13 protein-coding genes are annotated in these 20,299 nt (G+C 64.4%); 9 read left to right on the top strand and 4 right to left on the bottom strand.

Going from position 1 to position 20,299, the window contains the following annotated elements; genetic code table 11:
- Positions 1–102: 102 nt before the first annotated feature.
- From cysS to cimA, 3 genes are read left to right on the top strand one after another with little or no spacing between them, the layout of a single operon-like run.
- Positions 103–1,545: a cysteine--tRNA ligase gene (cysS, locus tag QM672_RS16225; RefSeq protein WP_415083769.1), complete on the top strand. Its 1,443-nt coding sequence runs from the start codon at positions 103–105 to the stop codon at positions 1,543–1,545.
- Positions 1,545–2,054 carry a GNAT family N-acetyltransferase gene (locus QM672_RS16220; RefSeq protein ID WP_311933196.1) on the top strand — a complete coding sequence of 170 codons (510 nt, stop codon included), beginning with the start codon at positions 1,545–1,547 and terminating at the stop codon, positions 2,052–2,054. The genes cysS and QM672_RS16220 overlap by 1 nt, the downstream gene beginning before the upstream one ends.
- Entirely contained in the window at positions 2,051–3,646 is a 1,596-nt protein-coding gene (cimA, locus tag QM672_RS16215) for a citramalate synthase (RefSeq protein ID WP_415083767.1), read from the top strand. Before QM672_RS16220 ends, cimA begins: the two co-directional genes overlap by 4 nt.
- A 37-nt stretch (positions 3,647–3,683) precedes the next feature.
- Here cimA and QM672_RS16210 read toward each other — a convergent pair whose 3' ends face one another.
- The 3 genes from QM672_RS16210 to QM672_RS16200 all read right to left on the bottom strand — a co-directional run bounded on the left by QM672_RS16210 (position 3,684) and on the right by QM672_RS16200 (position 6,163).
- The gene (locus QM672_RS16210; protein ID WP_415083765.1) at positions 3,684–4,268 is read right to left on the bottom strand and encodes a YceI family protein; all 585 of its coding nucleotides are present in this window, start codon (positions 4,266–4,268) and stop codon (positions 3,684–3,686) included.
- A gap of 106 nt (positions 4,269–4,374) precedes the next feature.
- On the bottom strand, positions 4,375–4,977 hold the full coding sequence (locus QM672_RS16205; protein ID WP_311933193.1) for a TIGR00730 family Rossman fold protein: 603 nt from the start codon (positions 4,975–4,977) through the stop codon (positions 4,375–4,377).
- A gap of 55 nt (positions 4,978–5,032) precedes the next feature.
- Entirely contained in the window at positions 5,033–6,163 is a 1,131-nt protein-coding gene (locus tag QM672_RS16200; protein ID WP_311933192.1) for a hypothetical protein, read from the bottom strand.
- A gap of 361 nt (positions 6,164–6,524) precedes the next feature.
- Here QM672_RS16200 and QM672_RS16195 point away from each other — a divergent pair, with 361 nt between their 5' ends.
- The 6 genes from QM672_RS16195 (at position 6,525) to QM672_RS16170 (ending at position 19,335) form a co-directional block, all read left to right on the top strand.
- Positions 6,525–8,252: a LysM peptidoglycan-binding domain-containing protein gene (locus QM672_RS16195; RefSeq protein ID WP_415083762.1), complete on the top strand. Its 1,728-nt coding sequence runs from the start codon at positions 6,525–6,527 to the stop codon at positions 8,250–8,252.
- Between the two features lie 251 nt (positions 8,253–8,503).
- On the top strand, positions 8,504–10,420 hold the full coding sequence (locus QM672_RS16190; RefSeq protein ID WP_367623921.1) for an ABCB family ABC transporter ATP-binding protein/permease: 1,917 nt from the start codon (positions 8,504–8,506) through the stop codon (positions 10,418–10,420).
- A gap of 60 nt (positions 10,421–10,480) precedes the next feature.
- Positions 10,481–11,377 carry a glycosyltransferase family 2 protein gene (locus QM672_RS16185; protein WP_415083758.1) on the top strand — a complete coding sequence of 299 codons (897 nt, stop codon included), beginning with the start codon at positions 10,481–10,483 and terminating at the stop codon, positions 11,375–11,377.
- 97 nt (positions 11,378–11,474) lie between these two features.
- On the top strand, positions 11,475–12,572 hold the full coding sequence (locus QM672_RS16180; protein ID WP_415083756.1) for a TRAP transporter substrate-binding protein: 1,098 nt from the start codon (positions 11,475–11,477) through the stop codon (positions 12,570–12,572).
- Positions 12,573–13,045: 473 nt separating this feature from the next.
- Complete coding sequence (locus tag QM672_RS16175; RefSeq protein ID WP_367623918.1) at positions 13,046–15,031, top strand: autotransporter assembly complex protein TamA; 1,986 nt, start codon at positions 13,046–13,048, stop codon at positions 15,029–15,031.
- Positions 15,031–19,335 (top strand): translocation/assembly module TamB domain-containing protein, encoded by a 4,305-nt coding sequence (locus tag QM672_RS16170; RefSeq protein WP_415083753.1) that lies wholly within the window; start codon positions 15,031–15,033, stop codon positions 19,333–19,335. Before QM672_RS16175 ends, QM672_RS16170 begins: the two co-directional genes overlap by 1 nt.
- Before the next feature lie 149 nt (positions 19,336–19,484).
- On the opposite strand, the gene QM672_RS16165 is transcribed toward QM672_RS16170, so the two are convergent.
- Entirely contained in the window at positions 19,485–20,237 is a 753-nt protein-coding gene (locus tag QM672_RS16165; protein ID WP_415083751.1) for an SDR family oxidoreductase, read from the bottom strand.
- Positions 20,238–20,299 lie beyond the last annotated feature (62 nt).

Genomic DNA, 20,299 nt, shown 5'->3' with positions numbered 1-20,299 from the left:
CTTTCGCGGATTATTTGCAGCTAGCAGCAACGCTGGCTGGCGCCGTCATTCGCCCAAAATCTTGAGCGCAGGACGCCCCCGGCCAGCCGAGGTGGGGAACTCATGGTTTTACGGCTCTACGATACCCGTACGCGCGCCAAGGTCGATTTCACGCCGATCGATCCCGATCGGGTGCGTATGTATGTCTGCGGCCCGACCGTCTACGACTTTGCCCATATCGGTAATGCCCGGCCGATCATCGTCTTCGACCTGCTGTTCCGCCTGCTGCGCCATGTCTACGGCGCCGCGCATGTCTCTTACGCGCGCAACATCACCGACGTCGACGACAAGATCAACGAGCGCGCGGCCGAGCGCGGCATCACCATCCGCGAACTGACCAATGGCACCCTGGCCCAGTTCCACCAGGACATCAGGGAACTCGGCGTGCTGATGCCCGACCAGGTCAACCAGCCGGGCGAGCCGCCGCAGATGGTCGAGCCGCGCGCGACCGATCATATCGAGGAGATGAAGGCCATCATCGAGCGCTTGGTGGCGCGCGGTGTCGCCTATGTTGCCGAGGAGCATGTGCTGTTCTCCGTGCATGCCATGGAGAAGCTCGCGACAGTGCCGCGCTATGGCGCGCTCGCCCGCCGCTCGCTCGACGAGATGCTGGCCGGCGCCCGGGTCGATGTCGCGCCCTATAAGCGCGATGCCATGGATTTCGTGCTGTGGAAGCCCTCGCATGGCAACCAGCCCGGCTGGCCGAGCCCCTCGGGCATCGCCACGCCCGGCCGTCCGGGCTGGCATATCGAGTGCTCGGCCATGTCGATGGCGACGCTGCTCACCCCTTATGGCGGTGGCATCGCCTGCGACGATCCGGCCCGCAACGTCTTCGATATCCATGGCGGCGGCATCGATCTCGTCTTCCCGCACCACGAGAACGAGATCGCCCAGAGCTGCTGCGCCTTCGACACGCCGGTGATGGCCAATGTCTGGATGCATAACGGCTTCCTGCAGGTCGAGAGCGAGAAGATGTCCAAGAGCCTTGGCAACTTCATCACCATCCGTGAACTGCTCGGCAGCGACAGGTTCGGCGGGCGCGCCTGGCACGGGGACGTGCTGCGGCTCGCCATGTTGCGTACGCACTACCGCCAGCCGATCGACTGGACACTGCAGGCCTTGAACGAAGCCCAGCAGACCCTGCTGCGTTGGTACGAAGAGGTGCCTGCGGGCGGAAGCGTCGATGCCGGCGTGATCGAGGCCCTGTCGGACGATCTCAACACGCCGGCCATGCTGGCCCGCCTGCATCAGATCGCCGACCCGGCCGACCGGGCGGCGACGCTCGCCTTTCTGGGCTTCGGCAACGATGCGGCCGCCCTGAAGGGAGACACTCAGGTCAGCGATGGTCTGAGGCAGGAGGTCGAGGCGCTTCTGGCGGCCCGCAAGGTAGCACGCGCCGAGAAGAACTGGCCGGAGTCCGATCGCATCCGCGACGAGCTCGCCCGGCTGAACATTGCCGTCAAGGACAACAAGGACGGCACCACCAGCTGGGAGGTCAAGCTCTGATGGCACAATCCATGCCCAAGCCGGGGCTGCGTCCCTTCCTGCCCGCAGATGCGCCGATCCTGGCCGAGATCTTCCGGGCCAGCATCCACGAGTTGACGGCTGACGACTACTCGGAAAGCCAGCAGGAAGCCTGGGCCGAGGCCGCCGATGACGAGGAAGCCTGGGCCAAGCGTCTTGCCGGCTGTCTGACCTTGGTGGCCACGGTCTCCGGCTCCCCAGTCGGCTTCATCGCCCTGAAGGGCAAGGACCTGGTCGATCTGCTCTACGTTCATCCCGCGGTCGCCGGGCAGGGGGTGGCCTCGACGCTCTATGGCGCCATCGAGCAACTTGCCAAGGCGCGCGGTGCTACCCAGTTGACGGTGGATGCCAGCGACACCGCCCGAGACTTTTTCCTCAAGCAGGGATTCGTGCCCCAGCAGCGCAACACCGTGTCGCTCGGCGACGAATGGCTCGGCAACACCACCATGAAGAAGGCGCTCGTGGCCCCGCCCGATGCGAGCCGGCAATGACACGCGACCGCCTCTATCTCTTCGATACCACCCTGCGCGACGGCGCCCAGACCACGGGCGTCGACTTCTCCCTCGCCGACAAGCAGGCGATCGCGCGCCTGCTCGATGATCTCGGTGTCGACTATGTCGAGGGCGGCTATCCTGGCGCCAATCCGCTCGACACCCAGTTCTTCAGCCAGCCCAACGGCCTCAAGGCGAAGTTCACCGCCTTCGGCATGACCAAGCGGGCAGGGCGCTCGGCCGCCAACGATCCTGGCGTCGCCGGCCTCCTGGATGCTGAGGCGGATGCGATCTGCTTCGTGGCCAAGAGCTGGGACCACCAGGTGCGCATGGCGCTCGGCATCAGCCTGGAAGAGAACCTCGATTCGATCCGCGACAGCGTCGCCACCGCCAAGGCGCGCGGGCGCGAAGTGCTGCTCGACTGCGAGCATTTCTTCGACGGCTACAAGGCCAATCCGGACTACGCGCTTGCCTGCGCCCGCACGGCCCATGAAGCCGGCGCGCGCTGGGTGGTGCTGTGCGATACCAATGGCGGTACTCTGCCGCATGAGGTCGAACGCATCGTCGGCGAAGTGGTCAAGGTGATCCCCGGCAGCCATCTCGGCATCCACGCCCATAATGACACCGAGCAGGCCGTCGCCAATTCGCTGGCAGCGGTGCGGGCCGGAGTCCGGCAGATCCAGGGCACGCTGAACGGCCTCGGCGAACGCTGCGGCAATGCCAATCTCACCTCGCTGATCCCGACGCTCCTGCTCAAGCCCGCTTATGCCGAGCGCTTCGAGATCGGGGTGGACGCGGCCCGGCTCGAGAACCTCACGCGCATCTCGCGCAAGCTCGACGAACTGCTCAACCGCATGCCCGACCATCATGCGCCCTATGTCGGCTCCTCGGCCTTCGCCACCAAGGCCGGCATCCATGCTTCGGCCGTGATGAAGGATCCTTCCACCTATGAGCACGTGCCGCCCGAGAGCGTCGGCAACCGGCGCAAATTGCTGGTCTCGGACCAGGCCGGCAAGTCGAACATCCTGGCGGAACTGGAGCGCCTGGGGCTGGCGATCGACAAGGATGATCCCCGCCTCTCCAGGCTGCTCGGCGCATTGAAGGACAAGGAAGCGCAAGGCTACGCCTATGAGGGGGCGGATGCCTCCTTCTTCCTCCTGGCCAAGCGCATCCTCGGCAGCGTGCCGGAGTTCTTCTTCGTCGAGCGTTTCAGCGTCAATGTCGAACGGCGCTGGAACGAGCGCGGTGAACTCGGCGTGTTCTCGGAAGCTATCGTCAAGGTCAAGGTCGGGACCGAGGAACTGATCTCGGCGGCGGAAGGGCATGGCCCGGTCAATGCCCTGGACACGGCGCTGCGCAAGGACCTGGGCAAATACCAGTCGGTCATCGAGGACCTGAAGCTGATCGACTACAAGGTCCGTGTCTTCCAGGGCGGTACCGACGCGGTGACGCGGGTGCTGATCGAATTCCAGGACGCCGCCGGCGACCGGTGGGCCACCGTGGGTGTCTCCGACAACATCATCGATGCCTCCTTCCAGGCGCTGGTGGATTCGATGACCTACAAACTGCTCAAGGCGGGCGCGGAGGTGTGAAGAGAGAGTGTCGACCTGGAGGTCGACACTCCATCGTTCAGCGCCGGATCGCTTCGGCGTTGATATCGATGCGCACGACGTCGCCGATCAGGGGGATGAAGGCCTTCATGCCGAAATCCGAACGCCGGATGGTGGTGGTGGCCGTGAAGCCGGCGACCATACGGTTGCCGCGCAACGGATCCGGTGCCACGCGGTTGAAGGTGGTTCGCAGCGTCACCGGTTTGGAGATCCCGAGCAGCGTCAGTTCACCGCTGAGGTCGGCGCTGCGCGGGCTACGGCGCTTCACCTTCGTGGTCCGGAAGGTGATCGTCTGATGGTGGGCGACGTCGAAGAACTCGCTCGACCGAAGATCCTCGTCGCGCGCCGGCACGCCGGTATCGACGCTCGAGGCCTCGAGCGTCGCCTCGACCAGGCTTTGCTCGGGATGTGCCTCGTCCAGCGTCAGCACGCCCTTCAGCTGGCGGAAACTGCCCGTGACGGTGGAATAGCCGAGATGGTCGATATGGAAGATCGTCTGGGTATGGTCGGGGTCGAGATCGTAGAGGTCGCCCGCCAGGACAGGGGACGAAAGGCAGGTACTGAAAAACAGCGCCGCCGCGCTCGCCTGGAAAAACTGCCTCATCGCATTGTCCATGCCGCCCGATCGCAAAACACCGTGGCATGAACACCCGAGGCCGCGATCCTATTCGACCGCAGCTCCTATTCGACCGCAACCCCTGGAGGCGGCTTCAGAGCGTCTCGGGTGCGACGCTCATCGCCATTTCGGCGCGCGAGATCTTTTCGATCGCTGCCGTGACCATCGGCACGACCTCTTCGGGTGTGTTGGCCACCAGCACATCCACCGCGGTTTCGGGCCGAATGAAGCCCTCCTCCCGCATGTGTTCAAGAATGTCGAGGAACCGTGTCCAGAAGCCGTCGATATTGACCAGCACGATCGGCTTCTTGTGCTGGCCGAGCTGGGCCCAGGTGAGCTGCTCGACCAGTTCCTCCAGCGTGCCGACGCCGCCGGGCAGGGCGACGAAGGCGTCCGCCCGTTCGAACATCAGGCGCTTGCGCTCATGCATGTCCTTGGTGACGATGAGTTCCTCGACCTCGGTGAGCATGCGCTCGCGCCGCTGCAGGAAGGTCGGGATGATGCCGGTGACCTGGCCACCATTCTCGATGACGGCGCGGGCGACCGTGCCCATCAGGCCGACATTGCCGCCGCCATAGACGAGGCGAATGCCGCCTTCAGCCATGTCCCGGCCCAGGCGCTCGGCGCCGGCGACATATTCGGGGCGAGTGCCATTGCTGGAGCCGCAATAGACGCAAATCGAACGAAGCTTTGTCATGCCCCCGGTTTCGCACTGCGGCATGGGTGGGTCAAGTTGCTTTGCCGGAAGCCCCTTACTTGATGCAGACTTTGGCGAGAAGGAGATCGAGATCGCGGAAACGTCCCGTCGAGACCGTAACGGTTTCAGCTTTGACGGGGCTGCTCTCTTTCGGGCCAATTGCGAGTTTCAGCGAACGCCTTTCGGCGAGCGTGCAGAAAGCGACGGGATCGAGGGTGATTGTCAGGGCAGGGCCGGAAGCATTCCTCGACAGATTCGAGAAGGCCAGTACGTCGCCGATTTGAAGGATCGCGATCAGATTGGCGGTCGGCACGGGACCGCCGCCGGTCGTCGGCATGACGCTGGCTTGGACGCCGGCGACATTCGGCGCTTGGCGCAACTCGACATGCGAGATGATCGCGTTGCCATCGTAGAGACCCGCCGGCACGTCGGCGGCAGTCGCGGTAAAGGCTGCGACGCGCTCGGCATTCTTTTGAGTAAACAGTGCCGCCTGGTGCTTGAGAACCTGCCCTCTCGCATCCTGGCCGTCAGTGATGATTTTCGTTGCTAGAAGTTCGGGACGGCTCATGACGTGGATATTGCTGTTGCTCGCAAGCTGAACCAGCTCGTTGATACTGGGATCGATGCCCATTTCGTCGAAAAAGCGGGCAGCCTGATCATATTGCGCCTGTGTCGTCTTTACCTTGATCCGGTTGACCGACAGAATCTCCCGCCGGATGACGCGCCCGTTCAGAGTGGTCTGGCGCCAGCGTGTCAGGGTCCGCGAACTGGCGAATTGATGCACACCGACCGGGCTCATCCAGAAGACGTGGCGCGCGACGCCGCCTGCCAGCACGAACACACAGGCCGAATTGCAAAAGGCGCCCGCATTGTTGGCGAAGCCGCGGCGGCCTTTCGTGATCGAGGCCGTGCAGTTTTTCTCACCCGGCTTGCAGGCAGCCAGCATGGTCCGGCCGATGGTGACCTCCAGGCCTGCGCGGCGAATCAGACGTCCCATGGCGTAACCGGCGGCGACGTCTCCGCCGGGCGAGGTGAGGATGAAAGGCAGCTTCCTGCCGCCGGCGGCTTTCAGGACCTTGCGCAGCAGTGCCGGCGTCGCGGCGGTGATGTCGCCTTCTGCGGAAATCCATTCCGCACAATCGGGTTCACAATCCACTGCTGCGTTGCGCACGATGAAAATGCGCATGGGCGAGCCTTTCGGACCTGTACCAGCCTCTGTTTGGCCGGCTTGCGATGGTAGGATTCCAAAAAGAAGTGTCAGGCAAAGAGCAGATACAAACAGCGCCGCTCGTTTCATGGAACCTTCCGATCAAGCCCGTCCGACGAAGAATATCGTGCGTTCCTCGAATTTCATCACAATTCTGCGGCAATGGCGCTGCAGTCGGGCGATACCGGCACGCGCCGGATATGATACGGTTGCAGGTGAAATAAACCGGCGCGATACTTTGTTTGCCCGACATCTTGGCGGCGTGGCCTTTCGTCTTGCAGGCGAAGCGGATAAGTAAAATTGGATGAAACGATGCGCGTTCTTGCGTCGGGAGTAGATGATGGCAGTGGGCTGGAAGAGTCTGGCTGGAATAGTCGGAGCCGCGAGCGTTGTCAGCGTCGGTACGCTTTACAGCGTGCTGGTGCGCGAGCCTGCCCGGTCGCCGTCGCCGGCCGTCGGCGATACAAATTCGGTGGTGGCTGCCAATCCTCCTGCCGACAAGGCACAGAGGCCGGCGTCGAGCGGCGATCAGGCGGCCGGCAAGCCGGGTGCGAGCGCTCCGGAGGCCACCAAGCCTGACGCCGCCAAGACCGAAGCCGCGAAAGTCCCGGCCGCGGGCACCCAGGCCGCCAAGCCCGAGGCTGGAAAGACGGAGGTAGCGCAGCCCGAGGCAGGCAAAACCGAAGCCGCCCAAGCCCAACCGCCGAAACCTCAATCTCCCAAGCCCGAGGCACCGAAGCCGGATGCGGCCAAGGGGCAGATTGCCCCGACCTTCGACATTGCCCGCATCGAGCCGGCCGGCAGCGCGGTGATCGCCGGCCGGGCCGCTTCCGGCGCCACGGTGGAATTGCTGCGCAACGGCAATCCTTATGCCCGCGTGGTCGCCGACATCAATGGAACTTGGGCGATCACGCCGCCGGCCTTGCCGAAGGGCCCCTGCGAGCTGACACTGCGCACCACATCGCCGGACGGCAAGGTGACCTTGTCCGAGCAGACCCTCTCCGTGCGCGTTCCCGAAAAGCCGGGCGAAGAGGTGGTGGTCGTCCTCAACACGCCCGACCAACCCTCCAAGGTTCTGACCGATGCGGCGCAGCCGCCAGGCAAGGCGCCCGAACAACCGGTAACGCCGGCAGCGGCAAGCGCCTCTGCCGATGCGGACAAGGCAGCGTCTCGGGCCAATGTCTCGATCCGGACCGTCGAAGCGGACGAGATGGGCCGCTTCTTCGTGACGGGCCGCGCCGAGCCGGGGGCTGCCCTGCGTATCTATCTCAACGATACCTTGGTGACGGGCGTGACCGCGGCCAAGGACGGGACCTTCGGCATGACCATCGAGAAAGGCATGCAGCCGGGCAATTATCGGGTGCGTGTCGACGATGTCGCAGCTGCCAACGGGCAGGTGATGACGCGGGCCGAGGTACCCTTCACCATGGTCGACAAGGCTCCTACCGCCTCGGCTCCGGCCGTGGTGGCGGCGATCGCCACACCGTCGCGTTCGGGGGGCAGTCGCAGCGGAGAGCCGGCCGCGACACCGACCCAGCCAGCGACCACGCCGTCGACCGCCGTACCCGGTGCCGCCACGCCGTCCCCGGGTAAGTCGCTCCCTGGCGAAACGGCTCCTGGCAGCAAGACGCAGCCGGCCGCGGCTTCCGTACCCGCCCAGGGGGCCTCCCCAGCAACGGAGTCCGGCAGCCCGGGAGCAGGCGCTACGGGAGCTGCCTCGTCTCCGACTCAGGCGGAAGCCGCACCGCCGGCCTCCGGCAATGCCGTGGTGCCGAAGTCTGCTACGACGCCATCCGCCTCCAACCCTGCGACGCCCGCCACGGAGCCGGTGCAGACCAGCGAGGCCAAGCCGGCCCAACCTTCGCCGCCGCCCTCGGTGGCGGTGATCCCGGAGATCCGCACCACGACGATCGTGCAGGGCGACAATCTTTGGCGGATCTCACGCAAGGTCTATGGCCAGGGCATCCGCTATACCTGGATCTACGACGCCAATACCGATCAGATCCGCAATCCCAATCTGATTTATCCGGGTCAGATCTTCGTCATGCCGGACAAGAAAACTCCCTGAGCAGAGCGGGCCGCGGGCCCCGGCTCGGGGCAGCAAAATGAGATTTCGTCGCAAGACGCTTGCGGTCACGGCGTTCCAGACCTAACTACGCAGCGTCATCGAGAGCAAAGCGCCTTCAGGCCTGAACGCTTTTTGCTCCGACTCTTTGTTTCGACGCGTCTTTGCGATTCGAGGCGATTCCGTCAAATCGCAAAACGCTTTGGAAAACCCCTGATGCCGGCGCTCTCCGCTCGCCGGCCGAAAGACCGTTGATGCCCTCCGCCGACCCTTCCGCCGCCCCCAAGCGCGTCAGCGCAGACCAGGGCGCCTTTCTCCAGACCATGAAGCATTTGTGGCCCTATATGTGGCCACAGGACCGTGCGGATCTGCGCATGCGGGTGGTGTGGGCCTTCGTGCTCCTGCTGCTGACCAAGCTCATCACCCTGGTCGTGCCCTATACGCTCAAATGGGCGACCGACGGTCTGGCAGCCGTCGGCGGCGGTCGTGAGCTCACGGGCCATACGCTCGCGGTGCTGCTGGCCGGTGTACCCCTCACCATGCTTGTGGCCTATGGCGTCGCGCGCATCCTGATGACGGCGATCTCGCAATGGAAGGATGGGCTGTTCGCCGCCGTGTTCATGTACGCGGTGCGGCGGCTGGCGATCGAGACCTTCGAGCACATTCACAATCTCAGCCTGCGCTATCATCTCGAGCGCAAGACTGGCGGGCTGTCGCGGGTGATCGATCGCGGGCGCACCGGCATCGAGAACATCGTCCGCTTCGCCACCATCAACATCCTGCCGACCATCGTGGAGCTGGCGCTCTACCTGGTCATGCTGGTGCTGCAATTCGACTGGCGCTATGCGCTGATCGTGCTCGTCACCACGGCGGTCTATGTCTGGTTCACCGTCAAGGCGACCGAATGGCGGATCAGCATCCGCCGCGAGATGAACGATTCCGACACCGATGCCAACCAGAAGGCGATCGATAGCCTGCTCAACTACGAGACGGTCAAATATTTCTCCAACGAGGACCGTGAACTGGCGCGCTACGACCGCGCCATGGCGTCCTACGAGAAGTCGGCGATCCGGACCTATATCACCCTGACCTGGCTCAATATCGGCCAGGGTATCATCTTCATGGCGGGCATGCTGGCCTCGCTGCTGCTGGCGGGCCTGGGCGTTTATCACGGCGTCAACACCGTCGGCGACATCGCCTTGCTCAACGTGATGTGGCTGCAGCTCGCCACGCCGCTGAACTTTCTCGGCTTTGCCTATCGCGAGATCAAGCAGGGCATCACCGACATCGAGACCATGTTCGAACTGCTCGACAAGGATGCCGAGGTGAAGGATCGGCCTGGGGCGCCGGCGCTCGATGTCCGTGAGGGGCGGGTGACTTTCGAGAACGTGGTGTTCAACTACGACCCCGATCGCCCCATCCTGCAGGGGCTGTCCTTCGACGTGCCGGCTGGCAGGACGGTGGCGATCGTCGGTCCCTCCGGCGCCGGCAAATCGACCATCTCGCGCCTGCTCTTCCGCTTCTACGACGTCAATGGCGGGCGCGTCATGATCGACGGGCAGGATGTGCGCGAGGTCACCCAGAAATCGCTGCGCGCGGCTATCGGCATGGTGCCGCAGGACACCGTGCTGTTCAACGACACCATCCGCTACAACATCCGTTACGGCCGTTGGGACGCCACCGACGCGGAAGTGGAGGAGGCTGCTCGCCTCGCCCAGATCGATACCTTTATCCGCCGCATGCCCAAGGGCTATGAGACCGAAGTCGGCGAGCGCGGCCTCAAGCTGTCGGGCGGCGAGAAGCAGCGTGTCGCTATCGCACGCACCATCCTCAAGGGGCCTCCGGTGCTGGTGCTGGACGAGGCGACCTCGGCCCTCGACAGCTACACCGAGATGGAGATCCAGGCGGCGCTCGAGCGCATCTCGGAGAACCGCACCACCTTGGTGATCGCTCATCGTCTTTCGACGGTGGTGAATGCCGACGAGATCATCGTGCTCGACAAAGGCGTGATCGTCGAGCGCGGCAATCATGAGGAATTGCTGGCATTCGGCGGCGTCTATGCCGGCATGTGGAACCGCCAGCGCGAAGCCGACGAGGCTCGCGAGAAGCTCCAGCGCACCCAGGACGATGCCTCGCCGGCGGCCGATTACCGCGACGCTCTGGCCGGATAAGCGGTACGGAAGTCCCGTTTTCGTGCTATGAGCAACCGGCTTGGTCGGTGTGGAGGCTCCATGACGGGCAGGAAGCGTCAGCCACCCTTCCCGCAGGCTACCGTTCGCCAGCCCTTCCCGACGTCCGCAGCCATGGCGCCGGCTCCGGCCGCGCGGCCCCTGGTCAGCGTGGTGATGCCGGTCCACAACCGGGTGCGCTACTGCGCCGAGGCGATCGACAGCATATTGAGCCAGACGCTGGCCGATTTCGAACTCGTCATCGTGGACGACGGCTCGACGGACGGCACCTCCGCCTTCCTCGAATGGTATCGCGGGCTGGACGTGCGCATCCGGCTGTTCCGCAATGAGGTCAATCGGGGTGTTTCCGCCAGCCTGAACCACGGCATCGCGCAAGCGCGCTGCGATCTGGTGGTTCGCATGGATTCGGACGACATCTCTTTGCCCGAAAGACTCGCGCGCCAGGTCGCGTTCATGACTGCTCATCCCGAAATTCTGGCCGCCGGCAGTGCCCTCAGGATGATCGATGCGGGAGGAAACATCGCCGGTCCGCCGTCGAAGGTCGAAACCGATCCACAGATCCTGCATTCCCGTCCAAGCCTGGCCCATCCGACCACCATATTGCGGCGCGAGGCGGTCCTGAGCGTCGGCGGGTATCGGCCTGCCTTCGATCATGCCGAGGATGTCGATTTGTGGTTTCGCCTCGGCGAGGTCGGCATGCTGGGCAACCACCCCGAGGTTCTCCTGCACTATCGTGCTCACCCCGGCAACGTCCATCAGACCCATCGGCGCCGCCAGTCGTTCCTGGCTGAGATGGCGGCCTTGGCCGCCTATCGGCGGCGGAATGGCTGGGGTGATCCGGTGCATGCCGAAGCCCGCTATGAGGAGGCCGAATTGGCCGATCTTCTGGGCTGGAGCGAGAAGGCGCGACAGGCCTTCCTTCGGCGCATGGAGGCATAGGGAAGGGCGGTCCCGGCCTCAGTTCAGCCCCGGTTCATCTTGTAGGCTGCTTATTCACCCGGCTGGGTGCAAGTCTTGCGTTACAGGATCCCTCTTCATGTCGACCCGACGTCGTTTTCTCGCTGGAGCTGCCGCTGCCGGCGCCACCATGCTTGCCGCTCCTGCGCTGGCGCAGAACCTGATCGAATGGCGGATGGCGACGGCCTGGCCGAAGGGCCTGCCGGGAGCGGGCACCGGCGCTCAGCGCCTGGCCGATCGGATCGGCGTGCTCACCCAGGGCCAGCTCACCATCAAGCTCTACGCGGCCGGCGAATTGGTGCCGGGGGACCAGAACATGGCGGCCGTGATGGCCGGCGAGGTGGAGATGTCGCATGACATGTCGGCCTATTATCTTGCCAAATCGCCGGCCTTCGCTTTCTTTTCGGCCATTCCCTTCGGCCTGATCGCCCAGGAGTTCGATGCCTGGCTCTATGCCGGCGGGGGCAGGGCGCTATGGGACGAACTGGGCGGACAGTTCGGCATCAAGGCCTTTGCGGCCGGCAATACCGGCGCGCGCCTGGGCGGCTGGTTCCGCCGGGAGATCAACAATGTCGCCGATCTCAAGGGCCTGCGTTTCCGCATCGGCGGCCTGGCCGGCCAGGCCCTCGCCAGGCTCGGCATTCAGCAGATGCTGATGCCCGGCTCCCAGATCCTGCCCAGACTCCAGGCCGACGAATTGGATGCGGCGGAGTTCATGGGACCGGTCAACGATCTCAGCTTCGGTTTCCAGAATGCCGCCAAGTTCTGCTATTGGCCTGGCTTCCAGGAGCCTTGTGCGGCGCTGCAGCTCCAGGTCAACCGTGCCAAGTTCGACGACTTGCCGGCCACCCACAAAGTGGCGATCGAGGTTGCCTGCGCCGAGGAGAATGCCCGCTCCCTGGCCGAATACGGCGCCCGAGCGCCCGCAGCGATTGCCCAGGCGGTGACGCAGCAGGGCGTCGTTCTCAAGCAGTTCCCCGACGAGGTGTTTCAGGCCTTCGGTACGGCCAGCGGGCAGGTTCTCAGCGAAATCATCGAAAATGGCGACGAATTCATGCGCCGCCTCGCCGCCTCTTATTTCGGCTTCCGCCAGCAGACCCTGCTGTGGACCCGTATCGGCGACCAAGGTTACGCCAATATGCGCCTGCTCACCTACGACTATCCCAAAGGCAGCTGATTGCGTCCTTGTCCTGTCGGTGTGCGCCGACCGGACAATTCTTGCCTGTGTTTTGGGCCGGAGCTTGGAGCTCGAGGGGCAGGTTTGCCGTGTAGCGATGTTTTTTACCATTTGTATACGATTGGTATGACGTAAAGTTATTTTCTTATCCAATGGCAACGTCGCTTCGAAGTTTTCGATCGTTGACTTGTAGAAAAACGCCAGCCGATTACCTTTGAATGCAAATATGCATCACTTCATGGGAATTCCCTATTTAAGAATATGCGGAATGTTCAAACTTTATCGAATGCTTCGGTGGATCAGTTTATTGAGGTGATAGGATTGATTGCGTGGTTAACCGTTTATTCATGATGATATACGGTGGTGGGTTGATTGGCGGAGGTTGTTTGGCGTAAGGTTCGGCTCCGGGGCGGCGCCCTCGTATAGGGGTTCAGTGGGGGCGCTGGTCTATGGCGTGGGGCGATCGACAAGCGATGAGGGGGCTCAGCAGGCTCGAACGCCTGATGCCGGCGCGGCAGCGTCTGGCCAAGGGGTTGGCCCTGTCAGTGGCTGTCGCAGCGCTCATTGCCGGGGCAAAGCCTCAGCCTGCCGCAGCCTTCAAGCTCTTTGGCTATAATTTCTTCGGATCGGACGAGAAGCCGGTCTCACCCGATGCCCAGACCTACAAGATCGAAGTGGTGATCGCGGGCGGGGACAAGACGATCAAGTCGGCGGTCGAGGGCGCATCCTCCCTCTATAGCGGTAAGGATGAGACGCCGCCGCCGAGCACGCCCGCCTTCCTCTCCAAGGCGCGGACCGAATATGATCGCATTCTCGGCACGCTCTATGCCAATGCGCGCTATGGCGCCTCCATCTCGATCATGGTCAATGGGCGCAAGCTCGAGGATATTCCCATCGATGCCACCTTGCCGCATCCGGTTCCGGTGGTGATCAACGTCAATCCTGGCCCGGTCTTCACTTTCGGCCGGATCAGGATGGAGAATCGGGCGCCGCACAGCCCGATCGACGACATTCCCAAGACCAAGACGCCCGAGCGTCTCGGCCTCGAGCCAGGGCATCAGGCCAATTCGGACATCGTCCTGTCGGCGGAACAGGCGATGATCGATGCCTGGCGGCGCCAGGGCTATCCCAAGGCCAAGGCCCTGCCGCGCGTCATCACCGCCGATCACGTCAACAACCGGCTCGATGTCACACTGGCGGTCGAACCGGGGCGCCTGGCCCATTATGGGCGCATGACCGTCGACGGCACCAAGGACATGAATCCGGCCTTCGTGGCGCGCCAGACCGGGCTCCGGCCCGGCGATCAGTACGATCCGGCCGAGATCGAGCTCGCCAAGCGGCGCCTGCAGCGCCTACAGGTGTTCTCGACCACCAGCATCGTGGAGGGCGATGCGATTGCGGCCGACAGCACCATGCCGCTGATGGTCACCGTGTCGGAACGCCCGCTGCATGTTTTCGGTGCCGGCGCTGAATATTCCACCACCGACGGCATCGGCCTCAATGGCTATTGGGAGCATCGCAACCTGTTCGGCGAGGCCGAGCGCCTGCGTTTCGATGCAACGGTCGCGGGCGTCGATTCGACCGACCCGACCAAGTTCACCTATTCGGGCGGCGTCACCTTCGTGAAGCCGGGGATCTTCGACCCCTTCACCGACCTCACCGCGCAATTGCTGGCCAAGCGAGAGGTCTATGATCCCTATTCCCAGAATACGTTCCGTGCCCGCGTCGGGCTTGCCCACGAGTTCTCCGAACGGTTGACCGGCAAGATTGCGATCAACGGCGAATACGACCAGGTCGAAGATTTCTACGGCAAGCGCAATCTCCTGCTGTTCAGCCTGCCTGGCGAGCTTGCCTACGACACCACCGACGACAAGCTCGAGCCGACGCGCGGCTATCGCCTGAAAGGAACGCTCGAGCCATTCTACGAGGCCAAGTTCGGCAATTTCGGCGCGGTGACGCGCATCGACGGTTCTGCCTATTTCTCCTTCGATGCGATGGGGCGCTATGTCCTGGCCGGCCGGGTTGCGGTCGGCTCCATCGTCGGGGCGCCGGCCAACGAATTGCCGGGCGATCGCATGTTCTATGCGGGCGGCGGTGGCTCGGTGCGCGGCTATAATTTCCGCAGCCTCGGTCCCAAGCTCGACAATGGCTTCGTCGTGGGCGGCCGCTCCTTGCTGGAGGGCTCGCTCGAAATGCGCATCAAGGTCACCGACAGTATCGGCATCGTGCCCTTCGTCGATGCGGGCAGCGCCTTCTCGACCTCCTATCCTTCTTTCGACGAGGACATGAAGATTGGTGCCGGTGTCGGTCTGCGCTACTATACCAGCCTCGGAGCGATCCGCGTGGACATCGCCAGGGGGCTTACGCCCGTCAAGGGCTTCGTCATCGAGGATGGTAAGGTCAAGAAGAAGAACACACCGCCTTTCGCCCTTTATATCGGATTGGGAGAAAGCTTCTGATGCGGCGCCGGATCGTTCTCTTCACTGCCGTCGCGGTGGTGGCCGTTCCCCTCGGTCTCAAGGCGCTCGCGCCGGCGCGCGCCGATGACGCCAGCGAGAAGTCGTGGTTCATCACCTATGTCGAGGACACCATCTCGACACCGGACCAGAAGATTTCGCTCGGCCAGATCGATGGCGCTCTGTCGTCCGATGTGAGGATCTCTTCCATCACCATCGCCGACCGGCAAGGCGTGTGGCTGACCATCAAGGACGCCCATCTGGTCTGGAGCCGGCTTGCCCTGATGAGCAAGAAGCTCGATGTCGACCTTCTCGAAGCGGGTTCGATCGAGATCACCCGCAAGCCCAATCCGCCCCAGGGCGTGCAGCCGGCCGCCAGCGAGGGCGGCTTCTCCCTGCCCGAACTGCCGGTTTCGGTGAAACTCGGCAAGCTCGCCGTGCCCGTGGTCAAGCTCTCCGCGGCCCTCGCGGGAGAGGATACGGTGTTCGACGTCGGCGGCAATGCCCTGCTGGCGGATGGCAAGCTGCATTCGGAATTGCTGATCAAGCGTACGCAGCCGGCCGGTGGCGATCTCACCTTCACCGCCGATTTCGACAATGCCACCAAGCAATTGGGCCTCAATCTTTCACTGCAGGAACCGCATGGCGGCTTCCTGAGCAGCATGCTGAAGGTGCCCGGCTCGCCGCCGCTCGGCTTCACCATCGTCGGTTCCGGCCCCCTCGACAATTTCGCCGCCGATATCGCCCTTTCGGCCGACGGCAACAAACTGTTCGGCGGCAAGACGACGCTTGCCCAGGGGGGGAATGGCGTTACCTTCAAGGCCGATCTCGGGGGCAATCTGGAACGGCTGGTCGATCCGGCCTATGCGGATTTCGTCCGGGGCCAGTCGGCCCTCTCGATCGAGGGCGGCCAGGTTGCGGGCGGTGGCTATGAACTCAAGCATGCGACCGTCAAATCCGGCGTGCTGGACCTTGCCCTCGCGGGTACGCTATCGCCCGATGCCTTTCCGACCAAGCTCAAGTTGGACGGCAAGTTCGGTGCCGAGGACGGCCACGACATCCTGTTGCCGGGAGGCAATGCCCGTATCAGGGGAATGACCCTGGCCGCCCAGTTCGGCGATGGCGGCTGGACCGCGAATTTCGACCTGCAGAAGCTGGTTGCCGGGACGGTTGCTGCCGAGAGCGCCACCATCAAGGCCGGGGGTGACGCCCAGAACCTCGCCGATCCACAAAAGCGGAGCCTCACCTTCAAGGTCGACGGGCGGGGCGACAAGCTCAGTTCGTCCGACGCCGGGCTTGCCAAGGCGCTCGGCAACAGCCTCGGTCTCACCGCAGCCGGCAAGTGGCAGGCGGGGCAGCCTGTGGTCGTCGACGGCGTGCGCCTTGCCGCAAACGCCTTCCAGGCCGGCTTCACCGGGCTCGTCGGCACCAAGATGAGCGGCATCTACTCGCTGGCCACGCCCGATATCTCGGTGTTCTCCGGCCTTGCGGGACGCGAATTGCGCGGCAAGGCCGATCTGACCGCCAAGGGCGACGTCGCTCTCGCGGGCGGCGGTCTCGCTTTGACCTTCGAAGGCAAGGCCAGCGACATCGTGCTCGGCGATCCGCGCCTCGATGCCGTGCTCAAGGGAGCGACCGATCTCAAGGGCGGCGTCAGACGCGACGCCGAAGGCCTGCATTTCGACAAGATCACCCTGGGCAACCAGCAGTTCAATGCCTCGGCCGATGGGCTTTATGGCGCCAAGGCGATGGATTTCAAGGCCACGGCCAGCCTTGCCGACATCAAGCTGGTGACGGGTAACGCTTCCGGCGCCGTCGAGGTCAACGCCAGCCTGAAGGGCAGCGCCGAAAAGCCCGACGTCGTCGCCGATCTCGTCGCACCCAAGCTGGTGCTGCAGGGCAAGCCGTTCAGCGACGGCAAGGCCAATTTCACCGGCAGTGTCGCCGGCCCCGCCGTCAACGGCGTATTCTCGCTGTCCGGCCAGCTCGACCGCATGCCGGTGAAAGCGGGTGCGACCATCGCCACGCTGGCCGACGGTACCCATCAGATCAATGGCCTCAATGCCAGCGCGGGAGCTGCCCAGCTTGCCGGCGACCTTGCCGTCACCCCGAACGGGCGTGCCAGTGGCCAGCTCAATGCGGCGATCCCGGACATGGCCGCGATCGCGCCGCTGCTGCTGATGAAGGCTTCCGGTTCGCTGACCGCCAATATTGGCCTGTCCATCGACGGCAACAAGCAGAATGCGGCCATCAAGGCGCAGGCCAAGGCGCTCAAGGTCGAGGCCAACAGCATCGGCTCCGCCACCATCGATCTGACCGGGCGGGATCTCACGGGTGTTCCGGCACTCGCCGGCACAGCCAACGCCGCCAATGTCCAGGCCGGCTCCTTCATCCTCAGCCAGCTGCAGGCCAGCGCCAAGCCGGAGGGCGAGAATGCCACCGCCTTCCAGCTTCAGGGCACCATGCCGAAGGGCAAGCTCGCGCTCGCGGGCGCGGTGAAGCCGGCCGGCGATGGGCTCGATGCCCGGCTCGACAAGCTTGACGTTTCACAGCAGGGTATCTCCGCCTCCCTCCAGTCGCCGGTCACCATCGCCAGCCGCAAGAGCGGGGTCACCATCCCCAAGGCCGTGCTCAGGATCGGGCAGGGCGGCGTCGTGTCCGTCGACGGCAAGGTCGGCGAGACGCTGGCGATGAATATCGTCGTCGGCCAACTGCCATTGTCTCTGGCCAATATCGCTTCGCCCGGCCTTGGTGCCACGGGCACGCTGTCGGCCAATGTGAAGCTCTCCGGCAAGCCCGCCGATCCGGTGGCGGAGTTCGACGTGAAGGGCAGCGGCCTCGGCGTCGCCGCCGCGAAGGGCTTCGGCATTCCGGCTCTGCAGCTTGCCGCCAATGGCCGCTATGCCGGCAAGGCCGTCACGATCGGTAGCGCCAGCCTGACGGGAGCGGGGGGGCTGTCGGTCACCGCGCGCGGCCACGTGCCCTTACAGGGGGCCGGCCTTTCCGTCGACGTGCAGGCTTCGGCGCCGCTCGCTCTGGCCAACGGCGCCCTGCGTGATCGCGGCGGCCGCGCCACCGGCACGCTCACCCTCAATGCCAAGGCAGGCGGATCGATCGCCGCGCCGGCCGTGTCGGGCCAGGCGGTGATATCAGGCGGCACGGTGACCGATCCCGAGACCGGCATGAAGCTGACGGGGATCGGCAGCACGATCCGCTTCGATCGTGACCGGGCGACCATTGCCCAGTTCAGCGCAACCACCCAGGGCGGTGGTTCGATCGGTGTCAGCGGTTCGGTCGGCTTGAAGCCGGATTTCGCCGCCGACCTGAAGATCACCACGCGCAACGCCAAGCTCACCGACGGTAATCTGGCGACGGCGATCGTCTCCAGCGACATCACGGTGCGCGGCCCCCTGATGGTCAAGCCGGTCATCGGTGGCCGTATCGAGATCCAGCGTGCAGAGATCACCATTCCCGAGCGCTTTGCCGCCAATGCCGCCATGCTCGGTGTCAGGCATCTCAAGCCGCCGCGTGAAGTAACCCGGACCCTGGCAAAGGCGAAGGACACCGCCGCGGCAGGCAAACCCAAGAAGGGCAAGGCCAGTTCCGGCCCGAATGTGGTGCTCGACCTGACCATCGATGCGCCGGCCCGCATCTTCGTGCGTGGCCGCGGCATCGATGCCGAACTCGGCGGCCAGATGGCGCTGAAGGGTTCGGTCGCCAACATATCGCCGGTGGGCTTCCTGGAGATGCGGCGTGGTTCGCTCGACGTCATCGGCCAGCACATCGTGTTCGACTCGGGCAAGGTAACCCTGGTCGGCGATCTCGATCCCAACATCGATTTCGTCGCCTCTACCCGCAACAGCTCGATCACGGTGACGGTGCGGGTGACCGGGCGGGCTTCCGATCCGCAGATCGTGCTCTCCTCGGTGCCCCAGCTGCCGCAGGATGAGGTGATGGCGCGCTTCCTGTTCGGTCGCAGCATCCAGGACCTGTCGCCGCTGCAGCTCGCCCAGCTTGCCACGGCCGTGGCCCAGCTCGCCGGCGGCCCCTCCGGTCCCGGCCTGCTCGACAGCATCCGCAAGTCGACCGGCCTCGACAATCTCGGCGTGGTCACCGATTCCAGCGGCAACGCCGCCGTGCAGGCCGGCACTTATATCGGCGACAAGATCTATCTGGGCGTGACCTCGGGCGTCGGCGGCCAGACCGACGCCACCATCAATCTCGACGTCACCAGGAACCTCAAGCTGCGCGGCCAGGCCGGCACCGACGGCTCGAAGGGCGGCATCTACTACGAGCGCGAATATTGAGGAACGGCGTTCGCCTTAGGGTTCGTCAATGACTGAATCGGCCCGGCCTTTGTCATTGCCGGGCTTGACCCGGCAATCCAGACCCGCTGCCCCCGGGGGGCGAGCCCGGGCATGACAAAGGCGGCGTTTAGGTGTCACCGGTCGATGCCTTAGCGGCCGCCTGCAACGCGCAGGATCGAGCCGGTGACGTAGCTCGCAGCCTCCGACAACAGATAGAGCGTTGCATCGGCAATTTCGTCGGCGGTGCCGATACGCTGCATCGGAATGCTCGGCCTGATGCGCTCCACGCGTCCGGCGTCGCCCGTGCTGCGCGCATGGATCTCGGTGTCGACCATGCCGGGCTGGATGGCGTTGACACGAACGCCCTCAGTGGCGAGTTCCCGGGCGAGGCCGTAGGTCAATCCGTCGATCGCGGCCTTTGACGCGGCATACCAGACATATTCGCCCGGCGAGCCCAAGGTCGCCGCGGCGGAGGACATGTTGACGATGGCCCCGCCCGGGCCGCCCAGCCGGGTCGAAAGCCGCTTGGCCGCTTCGCGTGCCACCAGGATGGCACCGGTGACGTTGAGGTCGATGGTTTCACGGATGATAGCCGGATCGGTGTCGGCGAGCTTTCCGGACTTGCCGGTGATGCCGGCATTGTTGACCAGATGGGTCAGCCTGCCGAACGCGTCTACGGCGGCGAACAGGGCCGCAATGTCGTCTTGCTTGGCCATGTCGCCGGCAAGGAGCAGTACCCGCGCACCCGCGCGCCGGACAGCCTCCGCCACGGCTTCGGCCGCGACATGGTCGCTACGGTAATTGATGACGAGATCGTAGCCGGCTTCGGCGGCCTTGAGCGAGACGGCGGCTCCGATGCCGCGGCTTCCGCCGGTGACGAGGAGGAGAGGGCGCTGTGACATGGAAAACTCCCGGCTTGTGATCGACCTTGGCTGGCTCAAGGGGATGGACGTGATCTGATCGT

It is taken from the genome of Labrys sp. (in: a-proteobacteria), assembly GCF_047605565.1.
GTDB classification, from domain to species: Bacteria; Pseudomonadota; Alphaproteobacteria; order Rhizobiales; family Labraceae; genus Labrys; species Labrys neptuniae.
Note: the sequence above shows the minus strand (reverse complement) of the source record. Positions and strands in the feature narration are given on the sequence as shown.